A 20,707-nucleotide genomic window follows, 5' to 3' on the forward strand; every position below is an offset into this window, starting at 1 on the left:
ACCCGGAAGCTAAGCCTTTCCGCGCCGATGGTACTGCAGGGGGGACCCTGTGGGAGAGTAGGACGCCGCCGAACAATCATTGTGGGAAAGCCCCGCACCTTATGGTGCGGGGCTTTTCTGCGTTTACGGGGCCTTTCCCAAATCCGTCCGGATTCAGGAAAGGCCCCCGGCCGGCTCAGGCCCGGTCGCCCGCCGAGGCCAGTCCCAGCCATGTGTGCGGGTTGCCCTCCCAGCACCAGCCCAGCTTCGGGGCGCCCTTGCTGATCCAGATCGCCGGAACCCGCTTGTCCTTCGGGCGTCGCGTGCCCGAAAGCGAATAGCACTTGTTCTTCACGAGGGCCTCGGGGAAGAGCGTGAGCAGGGCGATGCCCTCTTCCATCGTCATCCCGGTCCGCTCGCGCGAGGCCACTGTCGCCATGGCGTCCAGCGGCACCACCGAGCAGAACTCCTCGCCCCGCTCCACGTCGAAGACCACGTACACCAGCGCTTCCGGCGCTCCCGTCTCCTTCACTGTGACGAACTGCTCCAGTTCGCCCGGCTTGTAGAACCGCTCGATGACGCCCGGCTTGTCCTTCCCGGCCAGCGTCGTCAGCGGTATCGACTCCTCGATGGCCACCAGCTCGCGCGTGACCACCAGCAGGAACGGCACCCGCCCCTCGTCGGGCGCGGTCATCGACTCCGCCCGCTTCGTCACCTGTGCGCGCAGCGGCTCGACGAGCTCGCGGAACTCTGCCTCGGTCCGGCCGGCCAGGGTTGCGTACCCCTTGGCCAGCAGGGTCTGGATCTGGCGGTCGAACTCGTTGCTCACATCGGCAACCTGCATGGGCATCCCCTCGGGCGAACCTTGTAGAAAACTTACGTGCGACGTAAAGTTACGCCGAGTCGACCGAGGAGGTCAAGGGTAAATTTACGTCGGAGGTAAGATTCTTCGTATGAGCACTGAGTATGAGCACTGAGGTGAGGCCATGAGTGAGGCCATGAGTACCGAGACAGAGCCCGTGATGGGGCTCCGGGAGTCCAAGAAGCACGAGACGCGGCAGCTGATCTCGGACCACGCGACCAGGCTGTTCATCGAGAAGGGCTTCGAGGCGACCACGATCGCCGATGTCGCCGCCGCCTCCAGGGTCGCCAAGAAGACGGTCACCAACTACTTCGCCCGCAAGGAGGACATGGCCCTCGACCACCAGGAGGAGTTCGTGGCGGGGCTGGCCCGTACGGTGGCCGACCGGGCCGTGGGGGAGTCCGTGCTCGCCGCGCTGCGGCGGGAGTTCCTCGACGGGGTGGAGCGGCAGGACCCGGTCATCGGCTTCGCGGGCGAGCGGTTCACCCGCATGATCGCCGACAGTCCCACCCTCACCGCTCGCCTGCGTGACCTGCACGACCAGCGGGAGGAGGCGCTCGGCCGCGTCCTCGCCGGGGAGGCCGGTACGGACGCGGACGACTTCGCCGCGTATGCCGTCGCGGCCCAACTGGGCGCCGCGCAACGGGTGTTGTTCCAGCGCATCATGCGGCTGACCCTGGCCGGTCGGCCGGCGGACGACATCGCCGCCACGGTCGCCGACGACGCCCGCCGGGTCTTCGGCCTGCTGGAGGGATCGTTCGGGAAGTACGGGGTCAGGTGAGCGAACGGGCCCGCCGGGCAGGAAGTGCACCTGCTCGACGGGCCCGCACCGGATGTCCGGTATCCGGATGTCCGGTGATCAGCACTCGATGACGTTCACGGCCAGGCCGCCCCGCGCCGTCTCCTTGTACTTGACCTTCATGTCGGCGCCGGTCTCCTTCATGGTCTTGATGACCTTGTCGAGAGAGACCTTGTGGCTGCCGTCGCCGCGCATCGCCATCTTCGCGGCGGTGACGGCCTTGACGCCCGCCATGCCATTGCGTTCGATGCACGGGATCTGGACCAGGCCGCCGACCGGGTCGCAGGTCAGGCCCAGGTTGTGCTCCATGCCGATCTCGGCGGCGTTCTCGACCTGCTCGGGGGTGCCGCCGAGGACCTCGGCCAGTGCGCCCGCGGCCATCGAGCAGGCGGAGCCGACCTCGCCCTGGCAGCCGACCTCGGCGCCCGAGATGGAGGCGTTCTCCTTGAAGAGCATGCCGATCGCGCCGGCTGCGAGGAGGAAGCGGACGACGCCGTCCTCGTCCGCGTTCGGCACGAAGTTCATGTAGTAGTGCAGAACGGCGGGGATGATGCCGGCGGCGCCGTTGGTGGGGGCGGTGACGACCCGGCCGCCGGCCGCGTTCTCCTCGTTGACGGCCATCGCGTAGAGGGTGACCCACTCCATGGCGTGGGCCTTGGGGTCGCCGTCGGCGCGCAGCTGGCGGGCCGAATTGGCCGCGCGGCGGCGGACCTTGAGGCCGCCGGGGAGGATGCCCTCGCGGGACATGCCGCGCGAGACGCAGGCCTGCATGACACGCCAGATTTCGAGGAGGCCCTCGCGGATCTCCTCCTCGGTGCGCCAGGCCATCTCGTTCTCCAGCATCATCGAGGAGATCGACAGGCCGGTCTCCTTCGCCATGCGGAGCAGCTCGTCGCCGGTGCGGAAGGGGTGCTTGAGGACCGTGTCGTCGGGGACGATCGGGTTCTCGCCCGCCACCGCGTCCTCGTCCACGACGAAGCCGCCGCCGACCGAGTAGTACGTCTTCTCCAGCAGGGGCGCGCCCTGGGCGTCGTACGCGAAGAGGGTCATGCCGTTCGCGTGGTACGGGAGCGAGCGGCGGCGGTGCAGGATCAGCTCGTTGGGCTCGTCGAAGTCGATCTCGTGTGCGGCGCCGATCTCCGTGCCCAGGAGGCGCAGGCGGCCGGTGGCGCGGATGCGCTCGACCTCGGCGTCGGCGGTCTCGACGTTGACGGTGCGCGGCGAGTGCCCCTCCAGGCCGAGCAGGACGGCCTTCGGGGTGCCGTGGCCGTGGCCGGTGGCGCCGAGGGAGCCGAAGAGTTCCGCGCGTACCGATGTGGTCTGGGCGAGCAGGCCGTCCTTCTTGAGGCGTCCCACGAACATCCGGGCGGCCCGCATCGGGCCCACCGTGTGGGAGCTGGACGGGCCTATGCCGATCGAGAACAGGTCGAAGACCGAGATGGCCACAGCAGAACTCCTCAGAAGGGTGGCGGACGCCGTTGTCCGTCGGGCGGAACAGGTGCGGGGTGTCTCCTGCCCGATGAGAGAAGCACGGAGGCAGGAAACGAAGGGGCAAGGGGCGGGGCACCGCACTCACTGTCCAGTGTGCGCGATGCCCCGTTTTTACGTATTGCTGGATTTGGACGTACAGGTGAAGAGTACGGAACTACTCCGTATTACTTCAGCCCGGGGTAAAGCGGGTGCTTGTCGGCGAGGGCCGAGACGCGGGCCGAGAGGGCCTTGACGTCGTACGACGGCTTCAGGGCCGCCGCGATGATGTCGGCGACCTCGGTGAAGTCCTCCGTCTGGAAGCCGCGGGTGGCAAGGGCGGGGGTGCCGATGCGCAGGCCCGAGGTGACCATCGGCGGGCGCGGGTCGTTCGGGATGGCGTTGCGGTTGACCGTGATGCCGACCTCGTGGAGACGGTCCTCGGCCTGCTGGCCGTCCAGCTCCGAGTTGCGCAGGTCGACGAGGACCAGGTGGACGTCCGTACCGCCGGAGAGGACGGAGACGCCGTGCTCGGTGACGTCGGCCTGCACCAGGCGCTCGGCCAGGATGCGGGCGCCGTCCAGGGTGCGCTGCTGGCGCTCCTTGAACTCCGGCGAGGCCGCGACCTTGAAGGAGACGGCCTTGGCCGCGATCACGTGCTCCAGCGGGCCGCCCTGCTGACCCGGGAAGACCGCCGAGTTGATCTTCTTGGCGAGCTCCTGCGTGGACAGGATCACGCCGCCGCGCGGACCGCCGAGGGTCTTGTGCGTCGTCGTGGTGACCACGTGGGCGTGCGGGACCGGGTTGGGGTGCAGCCCGGCCGCGACGAGGCCCGCGAAGTGCGCCATGTCGACCATCAGGTACGCGCCGACCTCGTCCGCGATCTTGCGGAAGGCGGCGAAGTCCAGCTGGCGCGGGTACGCGGACCAGCCGGCCACGATCAGCTTCGGCTGGCTCTCCTTGGCGAGGCGGGCCACCTCGTCCATGTCCACGACGCCGGTCTCGTCGACGTGGTACGGGACCACGTTGTAGAGCTTGCCGGAGAAGTTGATCTTCATGCCGTGGGTCAGGTGACCGCCGTGGGCCAGGTTGAGACCCATGATCGTGTCGCCCGGCTTCAGCAGCGCGAACATCGCGGCGGCGTTGGCCTGGGCGCCCGAGTGCGGCTGGACGTTCGCGTGCTCGGCGCCGAACAGCGCCTTGATGCGGTCGATCGCGATCTGCTCGACGACATCTACGTGCTCGCAGCCGCCGTAGTAGCGGCGGCCCGGGTAGCCCTCGGCGTACTTGTTGGTGAGGACCGAGCCCTGGGCCTCCATGACCGCGACCGGAGCGAAGTTCTCCGAGGCGATCATTTCGAGGGTGGACTGCTGGCGGTGGAGCTCGGCGTCGACTGCGGCGGCGACGTCCGGGTCCAGCTCGTGGAGGGAAGAGTTGAGAAGCGACATCAGGCGAGTCCCTAGGGGGTTCAGGCGAATCAGTTGCCGGAGCGTTTCAGTGGCCAGCGCGTTTCAGTGGCCCGTGCGGTGCGGTCGCCGGTGCGGTTCAGCTGCCGGAGAGCGCGGCGTACTCGTCGGCGGTGAGCAGGTCGGACGGCTCCTCCGTGACGCGCACCTTGAACAGCCAGCCGCCTTCGAAGGGAGCGGAGTTCACCAGCGACGGGTCTTCCACGACGTCCGAGTTGGCCTCGACGACCTCGCCGGTCACCGGGGAGTACAGGTCGCTGACGGACTTGGTCGACTCCAGTTCGCCGCAGGTCTCGCCCGCGGTGACCGTGTCGCCCACCTCAGGGAGCTGGGCGAAGACGACGTCACCGAGCGCGTTGGCCGCGAACTCGGTGATGCCGACGGTCGCGACGCCGTCCTCGGACGTCGCGAGCCACTCGTGCTCCTTGCTGTAACGCAGCTGCTGGGGGTTGCTCATGACTGAATTCTCCTGGATGCGGGGGAGTGCTGAGGAACAGGGTCCTGCGGGATGAGATGCGCGGTCTGCGAGATGCGTCACTTCAGGCGCCTGCGGGCGTCGCTCCGGACGTCCGTGGAGCGTCGTGCACGTCCGTGGAGCGTTGTGGCGGACGTCCGCGGGGCGTCGTTGTGGACGGTCCGTGGAGCGTGGTGGCGGGCACCTGCAGAGCGTTACTTCTGGCGCTTGTAGAACGGCAGGGCGACGACCTCGTACGGCTCGTGGCTGCCGCGGATGTCGACGCCGACGCCCGCCGTGCCGGGGGCCGCGAAGGCCGCGTCGACGTACGCCATCGCGATCGGCTTGCCGAGCGTGGGGGAGGGTGCACCCGAGGTGACCTCGCCGACGACCCGGCCGTCCACGACGACCTCGTAACCGGAGCGCGGGACCCGGCGGCCCTCGGCGATCAGGCCGACGAGCTTGCGCGGCGGGGCGCTCTCCGCGCGCGCGGCGGCCGCCTCCAGGGACGTACGGCCGACGAAGTCGCCCTCCTTCTCGAACTTGACGACCCGCCCGAGGCCGGCGTCGAAGGGGGTGAGCTTCGTCGTCAGCTCGTTGCCGTACAGCGGCATGCCCGCCTCAAGGCGCAGCGTGTCGCGGCAGGACAGGCCGCACGGGATCAGGCCGACGCCCGCGCCCGCCTCGGTCAGCGCCTGCCACAGCGCCTCCGCGTGGATCGGCTCGACGAACAGCTCGAAGCCGTCCTCGCCGGTGTAGCCGGTGCGGGCGATGAGGGCCGGGACACCGGCGACGGTGCCGGGCAGGCCCGCGTAGTACTTGAGGCCGTCCAGGTCGGCGTCCGTGACGGACTTGAGGATGCCGGGGGACTCCGGGCCCTGCACGGCGATCAGGGCGTACGCGTCGCGGTCGTCACGGACCTCGGCGTCGAAGCCCTCGGCGCGGGCGACGAGCGCGTCCAGGACGATCTGGGCGTTGCCCGCGTTGGCGACCACCATGTACTCGGTCTCGCCCAGGCGGTAGACGATCAGGTCGTCGACGATGCCGCCGTCCTCCTGGCAGATCATCGTGTACCGGGCGCGGCCGAGGCCGACGGTGCCGATGTTGCCGACGAGGGCGAAGTTGAGGAGGTCGACGGCCTGCGGGCCGGTCACCGTGATCTCGCCCATGTGGGAGAGGTCGAAGAGCCCCGCCCTGGTGCGTACGGCGTTGTGCTCGTCGCGCTCGGACGCGTACCGCAGCGGCATGTCCCAGCCCGCGAAGTCGGTCATGGTCGCGCCGAGCGAGCGATGCAGGGCATCGAGGGCGGTATGGCGAGAATTGGTGCTCATGGACGAAGGCTCCCAGGGCATGACGACGAGGAGGACTGCCCTCCCCATCTGTCATCGGACCTGAGAGGTTCGCCGGAGCAACGTGGCCCGGCTTGCACCTTGGGTGGGAGCACCACGAGGACGCTCCGCTTTTCAGATCTGCCTCGCCCGCGCGGTACAGGGGCCTGAGAGATTCAAGGGAGGAGCTTGCTCCTTCGGCGCCGGGGCATTGCTGCCCCGGACTCTCCCGCGCGGATTCATACGGCCGTTTTGAATCCTCCCCCCACCGGAGCAGGGGGATTCCTGGCTCACGCCGCCTGCGAGGTCAGCGACTCCACAGGGCTTCCACGATCAACACCAGCCGGGTTGAAACCAGCCCGGTTTGGTACAGCAATGCTTGGAGGTGCATGTGCCGTCTTGGCTCTCGATCAGCACGATGTACGCACTTGGTTCTCGCGGCGTACGGCACGGAGCCTACCCGACCCCATGTGCAACGCCCCTTCGGGCGGCAAATCGCTTGTCCCGCATTACCTTTTCTTTACACTTCTTGGGCAAGGGTGAGTCATACCCACAGGGGGAGGGGTGAGGACGTTGCAGCAGTCCAGTGCATGCGCCGCTACGGCGGGCGTGGCGGCGAAGCCAGGCGTGAGGGCGGTGGGGCCCGTGCCGGTGCCGGTCGTGCGCGATCTGCGGGAGCGGGCGGGGAGGAGTCCGCGCCTGCTGAAGTTCGCCGCGGGCGACGTGGTGGTCGTGTCCGGGTTGCCGGGCAGCGGGAAGTCCACCCTGATCCGCAGGGCGGTGGCGGGGGTCCGCACGATCGACTCGCAGGACGTGCGGGAGCGGTGGGAGCGGCGGATGCCGCGCTCCCTGCCGTACTCCCTGTACCGCCCGCTGGTGCGGATCGCCCACTACGCCGGGCTGCGGCAGGCGCTGCGCTCGGGCGAGAGCGTGGTCGTGCACGACTGCGGTACACAGGCGTGGGTGCGGCGGTGGCTGGCGCGCGAGGCGGGCAGACGCGGGCGCGGGCTGCGCCTCGTACTGCTCGACGTGACGCCCGAGGTGGCCAGGGACGGCCAGCGCGAGCGCGGACGCGGAGTCTCCGGCTACGCCTTCGCACGGCACCGGCGGGCCGTCGGCACACTGGTCCGCGACGCGGAGGGCGAGCGGCTGCCCGCCGGGTGCGCCTCGGCGGTGCTGCTGGACCGGGAGGCGGCGGGGGCGCTGCGGGAGATCGGCTTCGAAGCGGGCTGATGCCGGTGCGACTGCCGGTGCGACAGGCCTTTGCCGTGCGGGCAGCGGCCCGGCGATAGGGTCGTCGCGCAGGGCGGGAGCAGCGAGAGGGAGCGGTCCGTGGACATTCCGGAGACGACGGGGCAGTACGGCGCGGAGGGCGCGGAGCCGGGCGTGGGTCCTGGCGCGGGCCAGGGTCCGGGTCAGGGTCCGGGGCAGGAAGCCGGTGCCGGTGCGGGCTGGCCGGGGAACGAGCTGGAAGAGGTGCTGGCCGCCTCCGTCGGCAGTCCCACGGCCGGCGCCCGCCTCGTCGAGACGATCGGCCGCAGCCCGCTGTGGATCCCGCTGCCGAACGGCGGCGGCCCCGGCCAGGGACCGCTCGACCTGCCCACCACGGAGATCGACGGCCAGGCGTACGTCCCCGTCTTCAGCTCCGAGCAGCAGTTCCTGCAGTGCGTGGGCAGCCACATGTCGTTCGCCGTGGCGCCCGCCGTGGAGTTCGCGCGCGGGCTGCCGCCGCAGTTGGGCATCGTCGTGAACCCGGGAGGCAACGTCGGCGCACCGCTGCCGCCGCCCGCCGTCGCCGAGCTGTGCCGTACCGGGCGCACCCCGCTGGACGGGCCCGCGAGCGGCGGCCGGGTGCGGCTGTTCGAGCCGGACTGGCAGGAGGAGCCGGTCGACTTCCTCGCCGTGGCCGCGGGCGAGTTCCAGCAGAGCGGCGTGGTCGTCACCGCCCGCCGTGCGCTGGCCAGCATCGAGGGCGAAGAACCGGTCCTGTTCGTCGGCGTACAGCTGTCGTCGTGGGAGGGCGCGGACCGCAACGCGCCGATGGACGCGCTCGGCCGGGCACTGGGCCGCGAGTCGGTGCCGTGGCAGGTGCACCTGCTGCTGCTCGACATGGCGCAGCAGGACCCGGTGGCCGACTGGATGCTGGAGCGGGTGCGGCCCTTCTACCAACGGGAACACTGAGGCCGGCTCACGGGGACACCAAGGATCCGCCCGCGGGGAGGCAGGGGGTCAGCCCGCGGGGACCCGAGGGATCCGCCCGCGGGTACCAGGGATCCGCCCGGAATCGCCTGAGATCCGCCAGGGGGAACACGGAACCCCGGTCCGTCGGGGAGACTGTCGAAACCGACACCGACTCGGTGTCACCGGTGCCGCTTAAGCTGGTTTGATGACCTCGCCACACGGGGGCGGATTGGTCGACACGGCGGACTCGGTGGACTCGGTGGATCGAAGAGGGGCGGGACCCAGGGTGAGCGCGTCAGGCACTGCGGCGGCCGGACAGGTCGAGCACATGCTGCGCCAGGTGACGCCCGGGCGGTTCGACGCGTACGAGGCGCTGCTGCACGCCCTCGCGGACGGCCAGCTGTGGATGCTGCTGTGGCACGGCACCGCCGGATCCCCCGACGCCCAGTACGGGAACATGGAGGTCGACGGCTTCGGCTACGCGCCGTGCGTGACCTCCGCGCAGGAGCTCTCCGCGAGCGGCTGGAACCGGGCGTACGAAGTGGGCACCGGCATCGACCTGGCCCGCGCCCTCTACCCCGACCGCTGGGGCATCTGGCTGAACCCGCACGCCCCCGGCGGTGGCGTCGGCATCCCCTGGCTGGACCTGCGGCGCATCGCCACCGGTCTGAACCGGATGCCGGCCGGACCGCTGCGGCTGTCCGAACCCGCCCTGGAAATCCCGCAGTTCTACGCCCAGCTGTCCCAGAACGCCCACCGCACCCCGGCCGTTCGCGCGCTCAGCCGCGCCTGGGTGCAGCCGGCGCTGGGCGCTCCGTACCTCGCCATTGGTCTCGACCTGTACGACACCAGCCGGCAGTCGGTCGAGGCGGTGCGGGCGATGATGCAGCAGTCCATCGGTGTCGTCCCCGACGGGCTGCCGGTGTCCACGGTCGCGATGACCGACGAGCACGACCCGGTCGGCATGTGGCTGCGCGCCAATGCCCGCCCCTTCTACGACCGCGACGCGCACGCGCCCGCGCCGACCGGTGCGCCGGGATACGGCTACCCGCCGTCGCGCACGCACTGACCCGGTCGCCGTTTCCCCTCCGGCGCTCCGGCCACCGCTTCCGCTCAGGTCACCGCTCCCGCACCGGCCGCCGCTTCCCCTCTCGCCTCATATGCCCCTTCGGGGGGCAATTGGCATGCCCGCGCGCCGAGTTGGCGCCGCGCCCGTGCCGCCCCGGTGCGAAGTCAAGGTCTGCACCAATTTGGCGGTTCTGGAAGGCAGTTGGGGGGTACTGCCGGAGGATGATCCCAATTGCCCACTGTTCGGCCCTCGTTCAGCTCCGTCCGCATAGCGGAAAACTGCAGACAGCATCACGGTTGCGCATCCTTTGGCCGAGGGGTCTGGCGGCAGGTGGCACGCACATTGAAGACTCCCGGCATCAAAGGGCGTTCGCCCTGTGTTCGACAAAATGCTTCAGGCCGCCACTAGCGGCGAGCAAGGGCCGGTGACCGCTGGCCGAGAGGGGTCGCGACCACGATGACGGCACCACTTCACGACGCGCCTGCGGCCGAACCCGTGACGGCCGATGCCGCGGGCGGCGCAGGGGCGAAGAAGATCGAGGGCCGCTCGCCGTGGCGCATCGCCTGGGTGAGGCTGAAGCGGGACAAGCTCGCGCTCACGGGCGGCATCATCGTCCTCCTGCTGGTGCTCGTCGCCATCCTCGCGCCGGTCATCGCCTCGATGGTCGGGCAGACGCCCGACGCCCGGCACGAGGACCTGATCGACCCGCTGTTCGGTACGCCCATCGGATCCTTCGGCGGCATCAGCTCCGAGCACCTGCTCGGCGTGGAGCCGACCAGCGGCCGGGACGTCTTCACCCGCATCGTCTACGGCGCCCGGGTGTCCCTGGTCGTGGGCTTCCTTGCGGCCGTCGTCGCCGTCCTCTTCGGCACCCTCTTCGGCACGCTGGCCGGCTACTTCGGCGGCTGGCTCGACACGGTGATCAGCCGTGTGATGGACATGCTGCTCGCGTTCCCGCAGCTGCTCTTCGTCATCTCGCTGATCTCGGTCATGCCGAGCAAGCTGTTCGGTCTTGAGGGCAGCGGGGTACGGCTGCTGGCCATGATCCTGGTGATCGGCTTCTTCGGCTGGCCCTACATCGGACGCATCGTCCGGGGCCAGGTGCTGTCACTGCGCGAACGCGAGTACGTGGAAGCCGCACGCAGCCTGGGAGCGGGCCGCGGCTACATCGTGGTCAAGGAACTGCTGCCGAACCTGGTGGCCCCGATCACCGTCTACGCCACGCTCATGATCCCGACCAACATCCTCACCGAGGCGGCCCTCAGCTTCCTGGGCGTGGGCGTCAAACCGCCCACGGCCTCCTGGGGTTCGATGCTCTCCGACGCCGTCGCGTACTACGAGTCGGACCCGATGTACATGATCGTCCCGGGTGTGGCCATCTTCCTCACCGTGCTCGCCTTCAACCTGTTCGGCGATGGCGTGCGCGACGCGATCGACCCCAAGGGGTCCCGCTGACCGCCTCACCCGCTTCACCCATGCCAGAGACCAGCCCTGGTCGCTCGGGCCGCATTACACACGGAGGTTGCGAGACAGTGAAATCAACCGGTACGCGCATGCGTCGGGTCGCGGCAATCGCGACCGTCGCAGCCACCACTCTCCTGGTCACCACGGCCTGCAGCGGGGGCGGCGGCAGCAAGGGCAACAACGGCGCCAGCGGCAAGGGCGCGGGTTTCAACGCCGGCGTCGAGAAGATCGCCAACCCGTCCGACAAGAAGGGCGGGACGCTGAAGTTCGTCGGCGTCCAGGACGCGGACTCGTGGGACACCACGATGATGTACTACGGCTTCGCGTTCGACTTCGCGCGCTACTACAGCCGTCAGCTCGTCAGCTACACGGCGGCGCCCGGCCAGAAGGGCATCGAGCTGCAGCCCGACCTCGCCAAGGCCAAGGGCCAGGTGAGCGCCGACGGTCTGACGTACACGTACGAGCTGAAGGACGGCATCAAGTGGGAGGACGGTAAGGAAATTACCGCCCAGGATGTCAAGTACGGCATCGAGCGCCAGTGGGCGCAGGAGGCGCTGTCCGGCGGCCCGGTCTACCTCCGCGACATCCTGGACCCGGAGAAGAAGTTCAAGGGCCCGTACAAGGACCCGAAGGGCATCGACGCGATCCAGACGCCGACCGACAAGAAGCTCGTCTTCAAGCTTCCCAAGGCGAACGGCGACTTCGAGCAGATCCTGGCGATGACCACCAACTCGCCGGTCCGCAAGGACAAGGACACCAAGACCAAGTACGGCCTGAAGCCGTTCTCCTCGGGCCCGTACAAGTTCGACAGCTACAGCCCCAACAAGGGCCTCAAGCTGTCGCGCAACACGTCGTACGACGCCAAGACGGACGGTCTGCGCAAGGCGCTGCCGGACAACATCGAGGTCACCCTCCTCACCAACGCCGACGAGCGCGACAAGCGCCTCATCAACGGTGACGCGGACCTCGACCTGAACCAGCGCGGCATGGCCACCGCGGGCCGCACCACCGCGCTGAAGCAGCACAAGAACAACCTCGACAACCCGTCGAGCGGATTCATCTCGTACGTGGCCTTCCCGCAGAGCGTGAAGCCCTTCGACAACATCCACTGCCGCAAGGCCGTCATCTACGGCGCGGACCACAAGTCCGTGCAGAACGCCCGTGGTGGCCCGGTGGCCGGCGGCGACATCGCCGTGAACATGCTGCCCCCGGTCATCCCCGGCTACGACGTGAAGGACGACCAGTACGGCCTGCGCACCAACGACGGTGCGGCCAACGCCGCCAAGGCGAAGGAAGAGCTGAAGCTCTGCAACCAGCCGAACGGCTTCAAGACCACGCTCGCCGTCCGTAACACCGACGAGTCCGACAAGAAGTCGGCCGAGGCCCTCCAGGCGTCGCTCGCCAAGGTCAACATCAAGGTCGAGATCGACCAGTTCAACGGTGCCGAGGGCTCGTCGATCGTCGGTAACCCGAAGAACGTCGTGAACAAGGGCTACGGCATGGTCCTCTACGGCTGGGGCCCCGACTTCCCCAGTGGCCAGGGCTACGGTCTGCCGCTGTGGCACAGCGACTACATCCTTGAGAACGGCAACAACAACTACGCGTTGATCAAGGACAAGAAGATCGACGAAAGCTTCGCCAAGGCCATCGCCGAGCGTGACTCCGCCAAGGCCGCCACGGCCTACGCCGAGGTCAACAAGATGGTCATGGAAGGCGCCTACTACCTCCCGCTGGTCAACATCAAGCCGGTCAACTGGCGTTCGCCGCGGCTGACGAACGTCTACGCCACCGACGCTTTCAGCGGCTGGTACGACTTCGCCCAGCTGGGCGTCAAGTAACACCTCGTACGTACCTCACCATCTGACGGCGTCACCCGCCGCTGGCACGAAGGGCAGGTGAAGGCAGCCGCTCCCACGAGGAGCGGCTGCCGGGCACAGTGCTGACATATCTGATCAGGCGGCTGTTCGCCGTCGCAGTGATGCTGATCGTCGTGATTCTCGCGGTCTTCTGCATCTTCTTCCTGATCCCGAAGTGGACCGGGCAGGACCCCGCGCTCTTGTTCGTCGGGAAACAGGCCGACGCGGCCGCCATCGAAGGCGTCCGCGAGAAGCTGGGTCTCGGCGAGCCGATCCTGGTGCAGGTCACGGAGTTCATCAAGGGAATCTTCGCGGGCCGCACCTACACCGGCGGTGGCGACACCATCGAGTGCGCGGCGCCCTGCTTCGGCTACTCCTTCCGTACCCAGCAGGCGGTCTGGCCGGTCCTCCTCGACCGGCTGCCGGTCACCCTGGCCCTCGCGCTGGGAGCGGCGTTCGTCTGGCTGCTCATCGGTCTGTCCGTGGGCGTCCTGTCCGCGCTCAAGCGGGGCAGCCTGTGGGACCGGTTCGCGATGACCACCGCGCTCGCGGGCGTCTCCCTGCCGGTCTACTTCACCGGTCTGCTCTCGCTGGCGATCTTCGCCTACCAACTGGGCTGGGTGAACAACGCGTTCACGGAATTCGGGGAGGATCCGGGTGCGTGGTTCAGCGGCATGATCCTTCCCTGGATCACGCTCGCCTTCCTCTTCGGCGCGATGTACGCCCGTATGACCAGAGCGGCCATGCTCGAAGTCATGGGCGAGGACTACATCCGCACCGCACGTGCCAAGGGGCTCGGTGAGAAGACCGTCATCGGCAAGCACGCCATGCGCTCGACGATGACCCCGGTACTGACCCTGCTCGGCATCGACCTCGGTGCCCTGATGGGCGGCGCGATCCTCACCGAGACCACCTTCAGCCTGCCGGGCCTCGGCCAGGAGGTGCTGCGGGCGATCAACGGCAAGGACCTTCCGATCATCCTCGCCGTCACGCTCATCACCGCCGCGGCGGTGGTCTTCGCCAACCTCCTCGTGGACCTCCTGTACGCCGTGATCGACCCCCGGGTGAGGCTCACATGACAGACATGACCAAGTCGGGAGCCGTGGGGGAGCCGGTGGCCCAGCCGCCCGCTTCCACGGCCTTCCTCGACGTACGCGACCTCAAGGTGCACTTCCCCTCCGACGACGGCCTGGTGAAGTCCGTCAACGGGCTCTCCTTCCAGCTGGAGAAGGGGAAGACGCTCGGCATCGTGGGCGAGTCCGGGTCGGGCAAGTCGGTGACCTCGCTCGGCATCATGGGCCTGCACACGGCCGGTCAGTACGGCCGCCGCAAGGCGCAGATCTCCGGCGAGATCTGGCTGGACGGCAAGGAGCTGCTGAGCGCGGACCCCGACGACGTCCGCCGGCTCCGCGGCCGCGAGATGGCGATGATCTTCCAGGATCCGCTGTCGGCGCTGCACCCGTACTTCACCATCGGCCACCAGATCGTGGAGGCCTACCGGATCCACCACGACGTGGACAAGAAGGTCGCGCGCAAGCGTGCGGTCGAGATGCTGGACCGGGTCGGCATTCCCGAGCCGCACAAGCGGGTGGACAGCTATCCGCACGAGTTCTCCGGCGGCATGCGCCAGCGCGCCATGATCGCGATGTCGCTGGTCAACAACCCCGATCTGCTGATCGCGGACGAGCCGACCACCGCCCTGGACGTCACCGTCCAGGCGCAGATCCTCAGCCTGATCACGGATCTGCAGAAGGAGTTCGGCTCCGCGGTCATCATCATCACCCACGACCTCGGCGTGGTCGCCGAGCTCGCGGACGACATCGTGGTGATGTACGGCGGCCGGTGCGTGGAGCGCGGGCCGACGGAGAAGATCTTCGCCGAGCCCAAGCACCCTTACACCTGGGGCCTGTTGGGCTCGATGCCGCGCATCGACCGCGAGGACACCGAGCGCCTCATCCCGGTCAAGGGCTCCCCGCCCAGCCTCATCAACGTGCCGCAGGGCTGCGCCTTCAACCCGCGCTGCCCCTACGCGGACAAGCCGGCCGACAACGCCAGCCGTACGGTCGTGCCCGAGCTGACCGAGGTCGGTGGACAGCACTTCTCCGCCTGCCACATGACCAAGGAGCAGCGGACGCAGATCTGGACCGAAGAGATTGCGCCGAAGCTGTGAGCGAGACGAAGGATCCCGAGATGACGGTCCCGGAGCAGAGCACCTCCTCGCCCGAGCCGCTGCTCAAGGTCTCCAACCTGGTCAAGCACTTCCCGATCCGCAAGGGTCTGCTGCAACGGCAGACCGGCGCGGTGCGGGCGGTGGACGGACTGAGCTTCGACGTGCGTCCGGGAGAGACCCTGGGCGTGGTCGGTGAGTCCGGCTGCGGCAAGTCGACCATGGGCCGGCTGATCACCCGGCTGCTCGAACCGACCGGCGGGAAGATCGAGTTCCAGGGGCAGGACATCACGCACCTCGGAGTCGGCCAGATGCGCCCGCTCCGCCGCGATGTGCAGATGATCTTCCAGGACCCGTACTCCTCGCTGAACCCGCGGCACACCATCGGCACCATCGTCAGTGCGCCCTTCCACCTCCAGGGCGTGAAGCCGGAGGGCGGGATCAAGGCCGAGGTGCAGCGGCTGCTGGAAGTGGTGGGCCTCAACCCGGAGCACTACAACCGCTATCCGCACGAGTTCTCCGGCGGTCAGCGCCAGCGCATCGGGATCGCCAGGGCGCTCGCCCTCAAGCCGAAGCTGGTCGTCGCCGACGAGCCGGTGTCGGCGCTGGACGTCTCCATCCAGGCCCAGGTGGTCAACCTGATGGAGGACCTCCAGGACGAGCTGGGCCTGACGTACGTGATCATCGCGCACGACCTGTCGGTCATCCGGCACGTCTCCGACCGGATCGCGGTGATGTACCTCGGCAAGATCGTCGAGCTGGCGGACCGCAACGCGCTCTACAAGGCGCCGATGCACCCGTACACCAAGGCACTCATGTCGGCGGTGCCGGTGCCCGACCCGAAGCGGCGCGCCGCCAAGAGCGAGCGGATCCTGCTCAAGGGCGACGTGCCCTCGCCGATCTCGCCGCCGAGCGGCTGCCGGTTCCACACCCGGTGCTGGAAGGCGACGGAGATCTGCAAGAAGGTCGACCCGCCCCTGGTCGAGCTGAAGGTGGGCCAGCAGGTGGCCTGCCACCACCCGGAGAACGCACCGGACCAGGCGCCGGGCGAGACGGTCGTGGCGGAGGCGAGGGACGCGGTGACGATCGTGGACGTCGCCAAGGACGCCTAGGGGCAGGGCAGTTGAATCCGGACGTACGGTTTCCTCCGGACGTACGGGTTCCAACCGGCCGGTAGGGCACGACTTCGTAAAGTCATGTACATGTCGGTCGCATCCCGGAACGGGAGAGTGCAGAGTCGGCGCGTCCGCTCCACATGAGGTGGAGCGGGACAACGCGTTCGAAGGGAAGACTCATGGCACTCTCCCGTTCGGCACGTCTGGCCGCCGTCGCACTCGCGGCCTCCTCCTTCTGCCTGGTCGCTGCGGCCCCGGGCCCGCAGCCCGGCTCCCCCGGCATCGACGACCCCTACTTCCCGAACCTCGGCAACGGCGGCTTCGACATCGGGCACTACGACCTGGGCCTCGACTACAACCCCACCACCGACCGCCTCGACGCCCGCGCCACCCTCACCGCCAAGGCGCTGAAGAACCTCTCCTCCTTCCACCTCGACCTCCAGAAGCTCACCGTCGAGTCGATCAAGGTGAACGGCAGACGGGCCGACTTCAGCCGCCAGGGCGACGACATCCGCATCACGCCGCGCCACTGGCTGGAGAAGGGCGACAGGTTCACCGTCGAGGTGATCTACGGGGGAGTGCCCGAGGCGCTCTCCGGGCCGATCGTCTTCGGCTCCGACTACGGCTGGATGAAGACGGACGACGGCGTCTTCGTCGCCTGCGAGCCGAACGCGGCCTCCACCTGGTTCCCCGGCAGCGACCACCCCTCCGACAAGGCCACCTTCGACATCCGCATCAAGGCCCCCAAGGGCCTCACTGGTGTCTCCAACGGCCGGCTGGTCTCCACGAAGACCGAGGGCGACAAGACCACCCACCACTGGCGCACCACCAAGCCCATGGCGACCTATCTGGCCACCGCCACCATCGGCAAGTTCGACGTGCAGCAGGGCGTCACCCCCGGCGGCACCCCGATCTACGTCGCCATCGACCCCGTACTGAAGAACAGCAACAACGTCGACGTGTACGGCCTGACCGCCGAGGTCACCGACTACTGGTCGAAGCTCTTCGGCAAGTACCCCTTCGAGGAGACCGGCGCCATCGTCGACGACATGCCGCAGGCCGGGTTCTCCCTGGAGACCCAGACCAAGCCGGTCTACTCGGCGGTCCGCAGCGAGTCGACCATCGCGCACGAGCTGGCCCACCAGTGGTTCGGCGACTCCGTCTCGCCCGAGGAGTGGGACGGCATCTGGCTCAACGAGGGCTTCGCCACGTACAGCCAGTGGCTGTGGGAGGAGCACAAGGGCCGCGGCAACGCCCACGACCTGATGCGCGCCGGGTACAACGCACGGCCCGCCGACTCGCCCTTCTGGCAGACCGTCGTCGGCGACCCGCAGCGCGACACGATGTTCGCGTCCGCCGTCTACCAGCGCGGGGCGATGACGCTCCAGGTGCTGCGCGAGACGATCGGCGACAAGGCGTTCTTCAAGCTGCTGCGCACCTGGGTGGAGGACTACAAGTACGACAACGCGACCACCGGGGAGTTCATCCGGTACGCGGAGCGGATCTCCGGCAAGCAGCTCGACGGGCTCTTCCGGACGTGGCTGTTCACCAAGGGCAAGCCGGCGCTGTAGGCCCCGCGCCAGATCCCGCACCAGACCCTGCACCAGATCCCGCACCAGACCCCGCGTCCTGAGTCGTGCGGCCGTTCGCCGTCCGGACGTGGGTAAGAATGTCGGGTGCTTCAGGAACTCTTCAGCCCCTCCGTCCAACATGTGCTCGACCTCGTCGGGATCTTCGTCTTCGCGATCTCCGGCGCGCTGCTCGCGGTCCGCAAGAACTTCGACGTCTTCGGCATGGCGGTTCTCGCGGAGGTCACGGCGCTGGGCGGGGGGCTGTTCCGCGACCTCATCATCGGCGCGGTGCCCCCCGCCGCCTTCAGCGACCTCGGGTACTTCATCACCCCGCTGGTGGCGACGGTGCTGGTGTTCTTCCTGCACCCCGAGGTCGAGCGGATCCAGCTCGGCGTGAACGTCTTCGACGCGGCGGGGCTCGGGCTGTTCTGCGTGACCGGCACGGCCAAGGCGTACGACTACGGGCTCGGCCTGACCGCCTCCGCGACGCTCGGCCTCGCCTCGGCGGTCGGCGGCGGCGTGCTCCGGGACGTACTCGCGAACGAAGTGCCGTCGCTGCTGCGGTGGGACCGGGACCTGTACGCGGTGCCCGCGATCGTCGGGGCGGCGATGGTCGCGCTGTGCATCCGCTTCGACGTGCTGAACCCCTTCACCAGTGCGCTCGCGGTGATCACCGCGTTCTCGATGCGGCTGCTGGCGCTGAAGTTCCACTGGCGGGCGCCGCGGGCGTGGCACCGGTCGTCGGTGAAGGCGGACGAGCCGGATCAGGTGGGGTGAGCAGTGAGCAGGTGGGGTGAGCAGGTGGGTGAGAAAGAAAAGCTACCGCTCAGTAACAGGGCGGTGTAGCGTGCGAGCCATGGCACAGACATCCATCGAGTCCACCCCGGTGTCCGTCGGGGACACCTCGGCATCCGTCGGGGACGCCCCGGCATCCGTCGGGGACAGCGAATTCGACCGTGACACGGCGGTCGTACGGCGCGCGGGCGAGCCCGGCGTGTACGACGCGGAGCTCTCCGCGGGCTGGACGATCTTCGACGCCGTCAACGGCGGCTACCTCCTGGCGGTCATCGGCCGCGCGCTCGCCGACGCCCTGCCGCACCCGGACCCGTTCACGGTCTCCGCGTACTACCTCACACCGTCCCGGCCGGGACCCGCCGTGGTCCGCACCGAGACCGTGCGCACCGGCCGCACCCTCTCCTCGGGCCAGGCCTCCCTCTTCCAGTACGACGAGGAGGGCCGGGAGGTCGAGCGGATCCGCGTCCTCGCCTCCTACGGCGACCTCGACGCCCTCACCGGCGACGTGCGTACGACGGCGAAGCCGCCGGCCATTCCGCCGCGCGAGCACTGCTTCGGCGCCTCCGACGGGCCCGCCCCGGAGATCCCGGGCAACTCCATCACCGACCGGCTCGACCTCAAGCTGGACCCGGCGACGATCGGCTGGGCGGTCGGCGCACCGTCGGGCAAGGGCGAGATGCGCGCCTGGTTCGGCCTCGCCGACGGCCGTGACGCCGACCCGCTGTCGCTGCTGCTCGCGGTCGACGCGCTGCCCCCGACCAGCTTCGAGCTGGGCATCGAGGGCTGGACGCCGACCGTCGAACTCACCATCCATGTGCGCTGTCGCCCGGCGCCGGGACCGGTGCGCGTCTCCGTCGTCACCCGCAACGTGGCGGGCGGCTTCCTGGAGGAGGATGCGGAGGTCTGGGACAGCGAGGACCGGCTGGTCGCGCAGTCGCGGCAGCTGGCGCGGGCGCCGCGGGTGTAGGCGCTCCGGTCCGGTCGTGGTCCTGTCGCGGTCTCCCGGTGGGCCGGGTGCCCGCTCGCGGGGCGGGCATGCGGTGAGAGGCTGGCCGCCGTGAAGTCCGACCGCCTGCTCTCGATCCTGCTGCTGCTCCAGACCCGGGGCCTGGTCCCGGCCGCCGAGCTGGCGGAGCGCCTGGAGGTGTCCGTACGCACCGTCCACCGCGACATCGAGGCCCTGTCGGCGGCGGGCGTGCCGGTGTACGCGGAGCGCGGGCGGCACGGCGGGTTCGCGCTGCTGCCGGGGTACCGGACCGATGTCACCGGGCTGACGAGCGACGAGGCGCGCGCCCTGTTCGTGCTCGCGTCGCAGAGCCCGTCCGCGCGGAACGCGCACGCGGACCTCGGGCTCGACCGGGCGCTCGGCTCGGCACTGCGCAAGGTGATGGCGGCGCTGCCCGAACCGCACCGTCCCGCCGCGGAGTTGACGAGCCGGCGGATCATCGTCGACCCGGTGCGGTGGATGCGCGCGCCCTCGCCCGACGCGGACCTCGGGGTGCTGCACGAGGCGGTCTTCGCGGACCGCCGGCTGCGGCTGCGCTACCGGCACTCCGGCGCCGCCGGGGCGCGTACGTACACCGTGGATCCGTACGGTCTGGTCGCCAAGGCGGGGGTCTGGTACCTGGTCGCCGACCACCGGGGCACCCCGCGGCTCTACCGCGCGGACCGGGTGCGCTCGGCCACCCTGCTCGACGAACCGGTGCGGCGCAGGGCGGGTGTGGAACTGGCCGAGGTGTGGGAGGTGCTGCGGCAAGGGGTGGAGCGGCGGGCGGCCGGGCTGGTGGTGCGGGCGCGGGTGCGCCGGGAGCGGCTCGACATGTTCGTACGGATCCACGGGGCGGACCTGACGGGCCCGCCGGGCGGCGCGGATCCCGACTGGGCGGACGTCTCCCTGTCCTACCCGGACGTCCGGTGGGTACGGGGACTGCTGGACTTCGGGGCGGGCGTGGAGGTGGTGGGGCCGGGGGAGGCGCGGGACGAGGTGCTGAGGAGTGCGCGGGAGGTGGTGGCTCTCTACGCGCCTCCGGGCTGAAGCTTCCCGCGCGGGCCGTGCTTTTAGGGGCGCGGGGAACTGCGCGACCAGCCACGACGAACCCGCACGAAGACCACCCCGACCCCACCGCTTGCCCCG

General features: G+C 69.3%; 18 protein-coding genes and 1 riboswitch. Of the genes, 13 read left to right on the plus strand and 5 right to left on the minus strand.

Features of this window, described 5'->3' with window-relative positions; genetic code table 11:
- Positions 1-175: 175 nt before the first annotated feature.
- Entirely contained in the window at positions 176-829 is a 654-nt protein-coding gene (locus ACH4SP_RS32715; RefSeq protein ID WP_398420336.1) for a DUF5701 family protein, read from the minus strand.
- A gap of 148 nt (positions 830-977) precedes the next feature.
- On the opposite strand from ACH4SP_RS32715, the gene ACH4SP_RS32720 reads away from it, so the two are divergent.
- Positions 978-1,622: a TetR/AcrR family transcriptional regulator gene (locus tag ACH4SP_RS32720; RefSeq protein WP_398420338.1), complete on the plus strand. Its 645-nt coding sequence runs from the start codon at positions 978-980 to the stop codon at positions 1,620-1,622.
- Positions 1,623-1,700: 78 nt separating this feature from the next.
- Here the strand turns inward: ACH4SP_RS32720 and ACH4SP_RS32725 are convergent, their stop codons facing one another.
- The 4 genes from ACH4SP_RS32725 to gcvT form a co-directional block, all read right to left on the minus strand.
- On the minus strand, positions 1,701-3,086 hold the full coding sequence (locus ACH4SP_RS32725) for an L-serine ammonia-lyase (RefSeq protein WP_398420339.1): 1,386 nt from the start codon (positions 3,084-3,086) through the stop codon (positions 1,701-1,703).
- Between the two features lie 209 nt (positions 3,087-3,295).
- A complete protein-coding gene (gene glyA / locus ACH4SP_RS32730) occupies positions 3,296-4,555 on the minus strand; it encodes a serine hydroxymethyltransferase (protein WP_398420341.1) in 1,260 nt (419 codons plus the stop codon).
- A gap of 97 nt (positions 4,556-4,652) precedes the next feature.
- Positions 4,653-5,030 carry a glycine cleavage system protein GcvH gene (gene gcvH / locus ACH4SP_RS32735; RefSeq protein ID WP_398420343.1) on the minus strand — a complete coding sequence of 126 codons (378 nt, stop codon included), beginning with the start codon at positions 5,028-5,030 and terminating at the stop codon, positions 4,653-4,655.
- Between the two features lie 212 nt (positions 5,031-5,242).
- Positions 5,243-6,358, minus strand: a complete 1,116-nt coding sequence (gene gcvT, locus ACH4SP_RS32740) for a glycine cleavage system aminomethyltransferase GcvT (RefSeq protein WP_398420345.1) — start codon at positions 6,356-6,358, stop codon at positions 5,243-5,245.
- 142 nt (positions 6,359-6,500) lie between these two features.
- A riboswitch (glycine riboswitch) is annotated at positions 6,501-6,597 on the minus strand.
- Between the two features lie 322 nt (positions 6,598-6,919).
- Here gcvT and ACH4SP_RS32745 point away from each other — a divergent pair.
- The 12 genes from ACH4SP_RS32745 to ACH4SP_RS32800 all read left to right on the plus strand — a co-directional run bounded on the left by ACH4SP_RS32745 (position 6,920) and on the right by ACH4SP_RS32800 (position 20,608).
- Entirely contained in the window at positions 6,920-7,588 is a 669-nt protein-coding gene (locus ACH4SP_RS32745; protein WP_398420347.1) for an AAA family ATPase, read from the plus strand.
- A 234-nt stretch (positions 7,589-7,822) separates the two neighbouring features.
- Positions 7,823-8,536, plus strand: a complete 714-nt coding sequence (locus ACH4SP_RS32750) for an enhanced serine sensitivity protein SseB (protein WP_398420783.1) — start codon at positions 7,823-7,825, stop codon at positions 8,534-8,536.
- 286 nt (positions 8,537-8,822) lie between these two features.
- Entirely contained in the window at positions 8,823-9,605 is a 783-nt protein-coding gene (locus tag ACH4SP_RS32755) for an enhanced serine sensitivity protein SseB C-terminal domain-containing protein (protein WP_398420785.1), read from the plus strand.
- A gap of 456 nt (positions 9,606-10,061) precedes the next feature.
- Positions 10,062-11,060: an ABC transporter permease gene (locus ACH4SP_RS32760; protein ID WP_398420349.1), complete on the plus strand. Its 999-nt coding sequence runs from the start codon at positions 10,062-10,064 to the stop codon at positions 11,058-11,060.
- A 98-nt stretch (positions 11,061-11,158) separates the two neighbouring features.
- Positions 11,159-12,907 (plus strand): ABC transporter substrate-binding protein, encoded by a 1,749-nt coding sequence (locus tag ACH4SP_RS32765; RefSeq protein WP_398420351.1) that lies wholly within the window; start codon positions 11,159-11,161, stop codon positions 12,905-12,907.
- Positions 12,908-13,005: 98 nt separating this feature from the next.
- A complete protein-coding gene (locus ACH4SP_RS32770) occupies positions 13,006-14,004 on the plus strand; it encodes an ABC transporter permease (protein WP_398420353.1) in 999 nt (332 codons plus the stop codon).
- Positions 14,001-15,095 (plus strand): ABC transporter ATP-binding protein, encoded by a 1,095-nt coding sequence (locus tag ACH4SP_RS32775; protein WP_398420355.1) that lies wholly within the window; start codon positions 14,001-14,003, stop codon positions 15,093-15,095. The genes ACH4SP_RS32770 and ACH4SP_RS32775 overlap by 4 nt, the downstream gene beginning before the upstream one ends.
- 20 nt (positions 15,096-15,115) lie before the next feature.
- Positions 15,116-16,204 (plus strand): ABC transporter ATP-binding protein, encoded by a 1,089-nt coding sequence (locus ACH4SP_RS32780; protein WP_398420787.1) that lies wholly within the window; start codon positions 15,116-15,118, stop codon positions 16,202-16,204.
- A 182-nt stretch (positions 16,205-16,386) separates the two neighbouring features.
- On the plus strand, positions 16,387-17,778 hold the full coding sequence (locus ACH4SP_RS32785) for a M1 family metallopeptidase (protein WP_398420357.1): 1,392 nt from the start codon (positions 16,387-16,389) through the stop codon (positions 17,776-17,778).
- Positions 17,779-17,883: 105 nt separating this feature from the next.
- Positions 17,884-18,555 carry a trimeric intracellular cation channel family protein gene (locus ACH4SP_RS32790; protein ID WP_398420359.1) on the plus strand — a complete coding sequence of 224 codons (672 nt, stop codon included), beginning with the start codon at positions 17,884-17,886 and terminating at the stop codon, positions 18,553-18,555.
- 70 nt (positions 18,556-18,625) lie between these two features.
- Positions 18,626-19,540: a thioesterase family protein gene (locus ACH4SP_RS32795; protein WP_398420361.1), complete on the plus strand. Its 915-nt coding sequence runs from the start codon at positions 18,626-18,628 to the stop codon at positions 19,538-19,540.
- A 90-nt stretch (positions 19,541-19,630) separates the two neighbouring features.
- Positions 19,631-20,608, plus strand: coding sequence for a helix-turn-helix transcriptional regulator (locus ACH4SP_RS32800; RefSeq protein WP_398420362.1), 978 nt, complete (start codon positions 19,631-19,633; stop codon positions 20,606-20,608).
- Positions 20,609-20,707 lie beyond the last annotated feature (99 nt).

This window comes from Streptomyces sp. NPDC021093 (assembly GCF_044333135.1).
Classification (GTDB): Bacteria; Actinomycetota; Actinomycetes; order Streptomycetales; family Streptomycetaceae; genus Streptomyces.

Coding starts and splice junctions, on each gene's coding strand:
- ACH4SP_RS32780 (WP_398420787.1), top strand. CDS start 15,116: ATGACGGTCCCGGAGCAGAGCACCTCCTCGCCCGAGCCGCTGCTCAAG.
- gcvH (WP_398420343.1), bottom strand. CDS start 5,030: ATGAGCAACCCCCAGCAGCTGCGTTACAGCAAGGAGCACGAGTGGCTC.
- ACH4SP_RS32775 (WP_398420355.1), top strand. CDS start 14,001: ATGACAGACATGACCAAGTCGGGAGCCGTGGGGGAGCCGGTGGCCCAG.
- glyA (WP_398420341.1), bottom strand. CDS start 4,555: ATGTCGCTTCTCAACTCTTCCCTCCACGAGCTGGACCCGGACGTCGCC.
- ACH4SP_RS32715 (WP_398420336.1), bottom strand. CDS start 829: ATGCCCATGCAGGTTGCCGATGTGAGCAACGAGTTCGACCGCCAGATC.
- ACH4SP_RS32785 (WP_398420357.1), top strand. CDS start 16,387: ATGGCACTCTCCCGTTCGGCACGTCTGGCCGCCGTCGCACTCGCGGCC.
- gcvT (WP_398420345.1), bottom strand. CDS start 6,358: ATGAGCACCAATTCTCGCCATACCGCCCTCGATGCCCTGCATCGCTCG.
- ACH4SP_RS32720 (WP_398420338.1), top strand. CDS start 978: ATGAGTACCGAGACAGAGCCCGTGATGGGGCTCCGGGAGTCCAAGAAG.
- ACH4SP_RS32760 (WP_398420349.1), top strand. CDS start 10,062: ATGACGGCACCACTTCACGACGCGCCTGCGGCCGAACCCGTGACGGCC.
- ACH4SP_RS32765 (WP_398420351.1), top strand. CDS start 11,159: ATGCGTCGGGTCGCGGCAATCGCGACCGTCGCAGCCACCACTCTCCTG.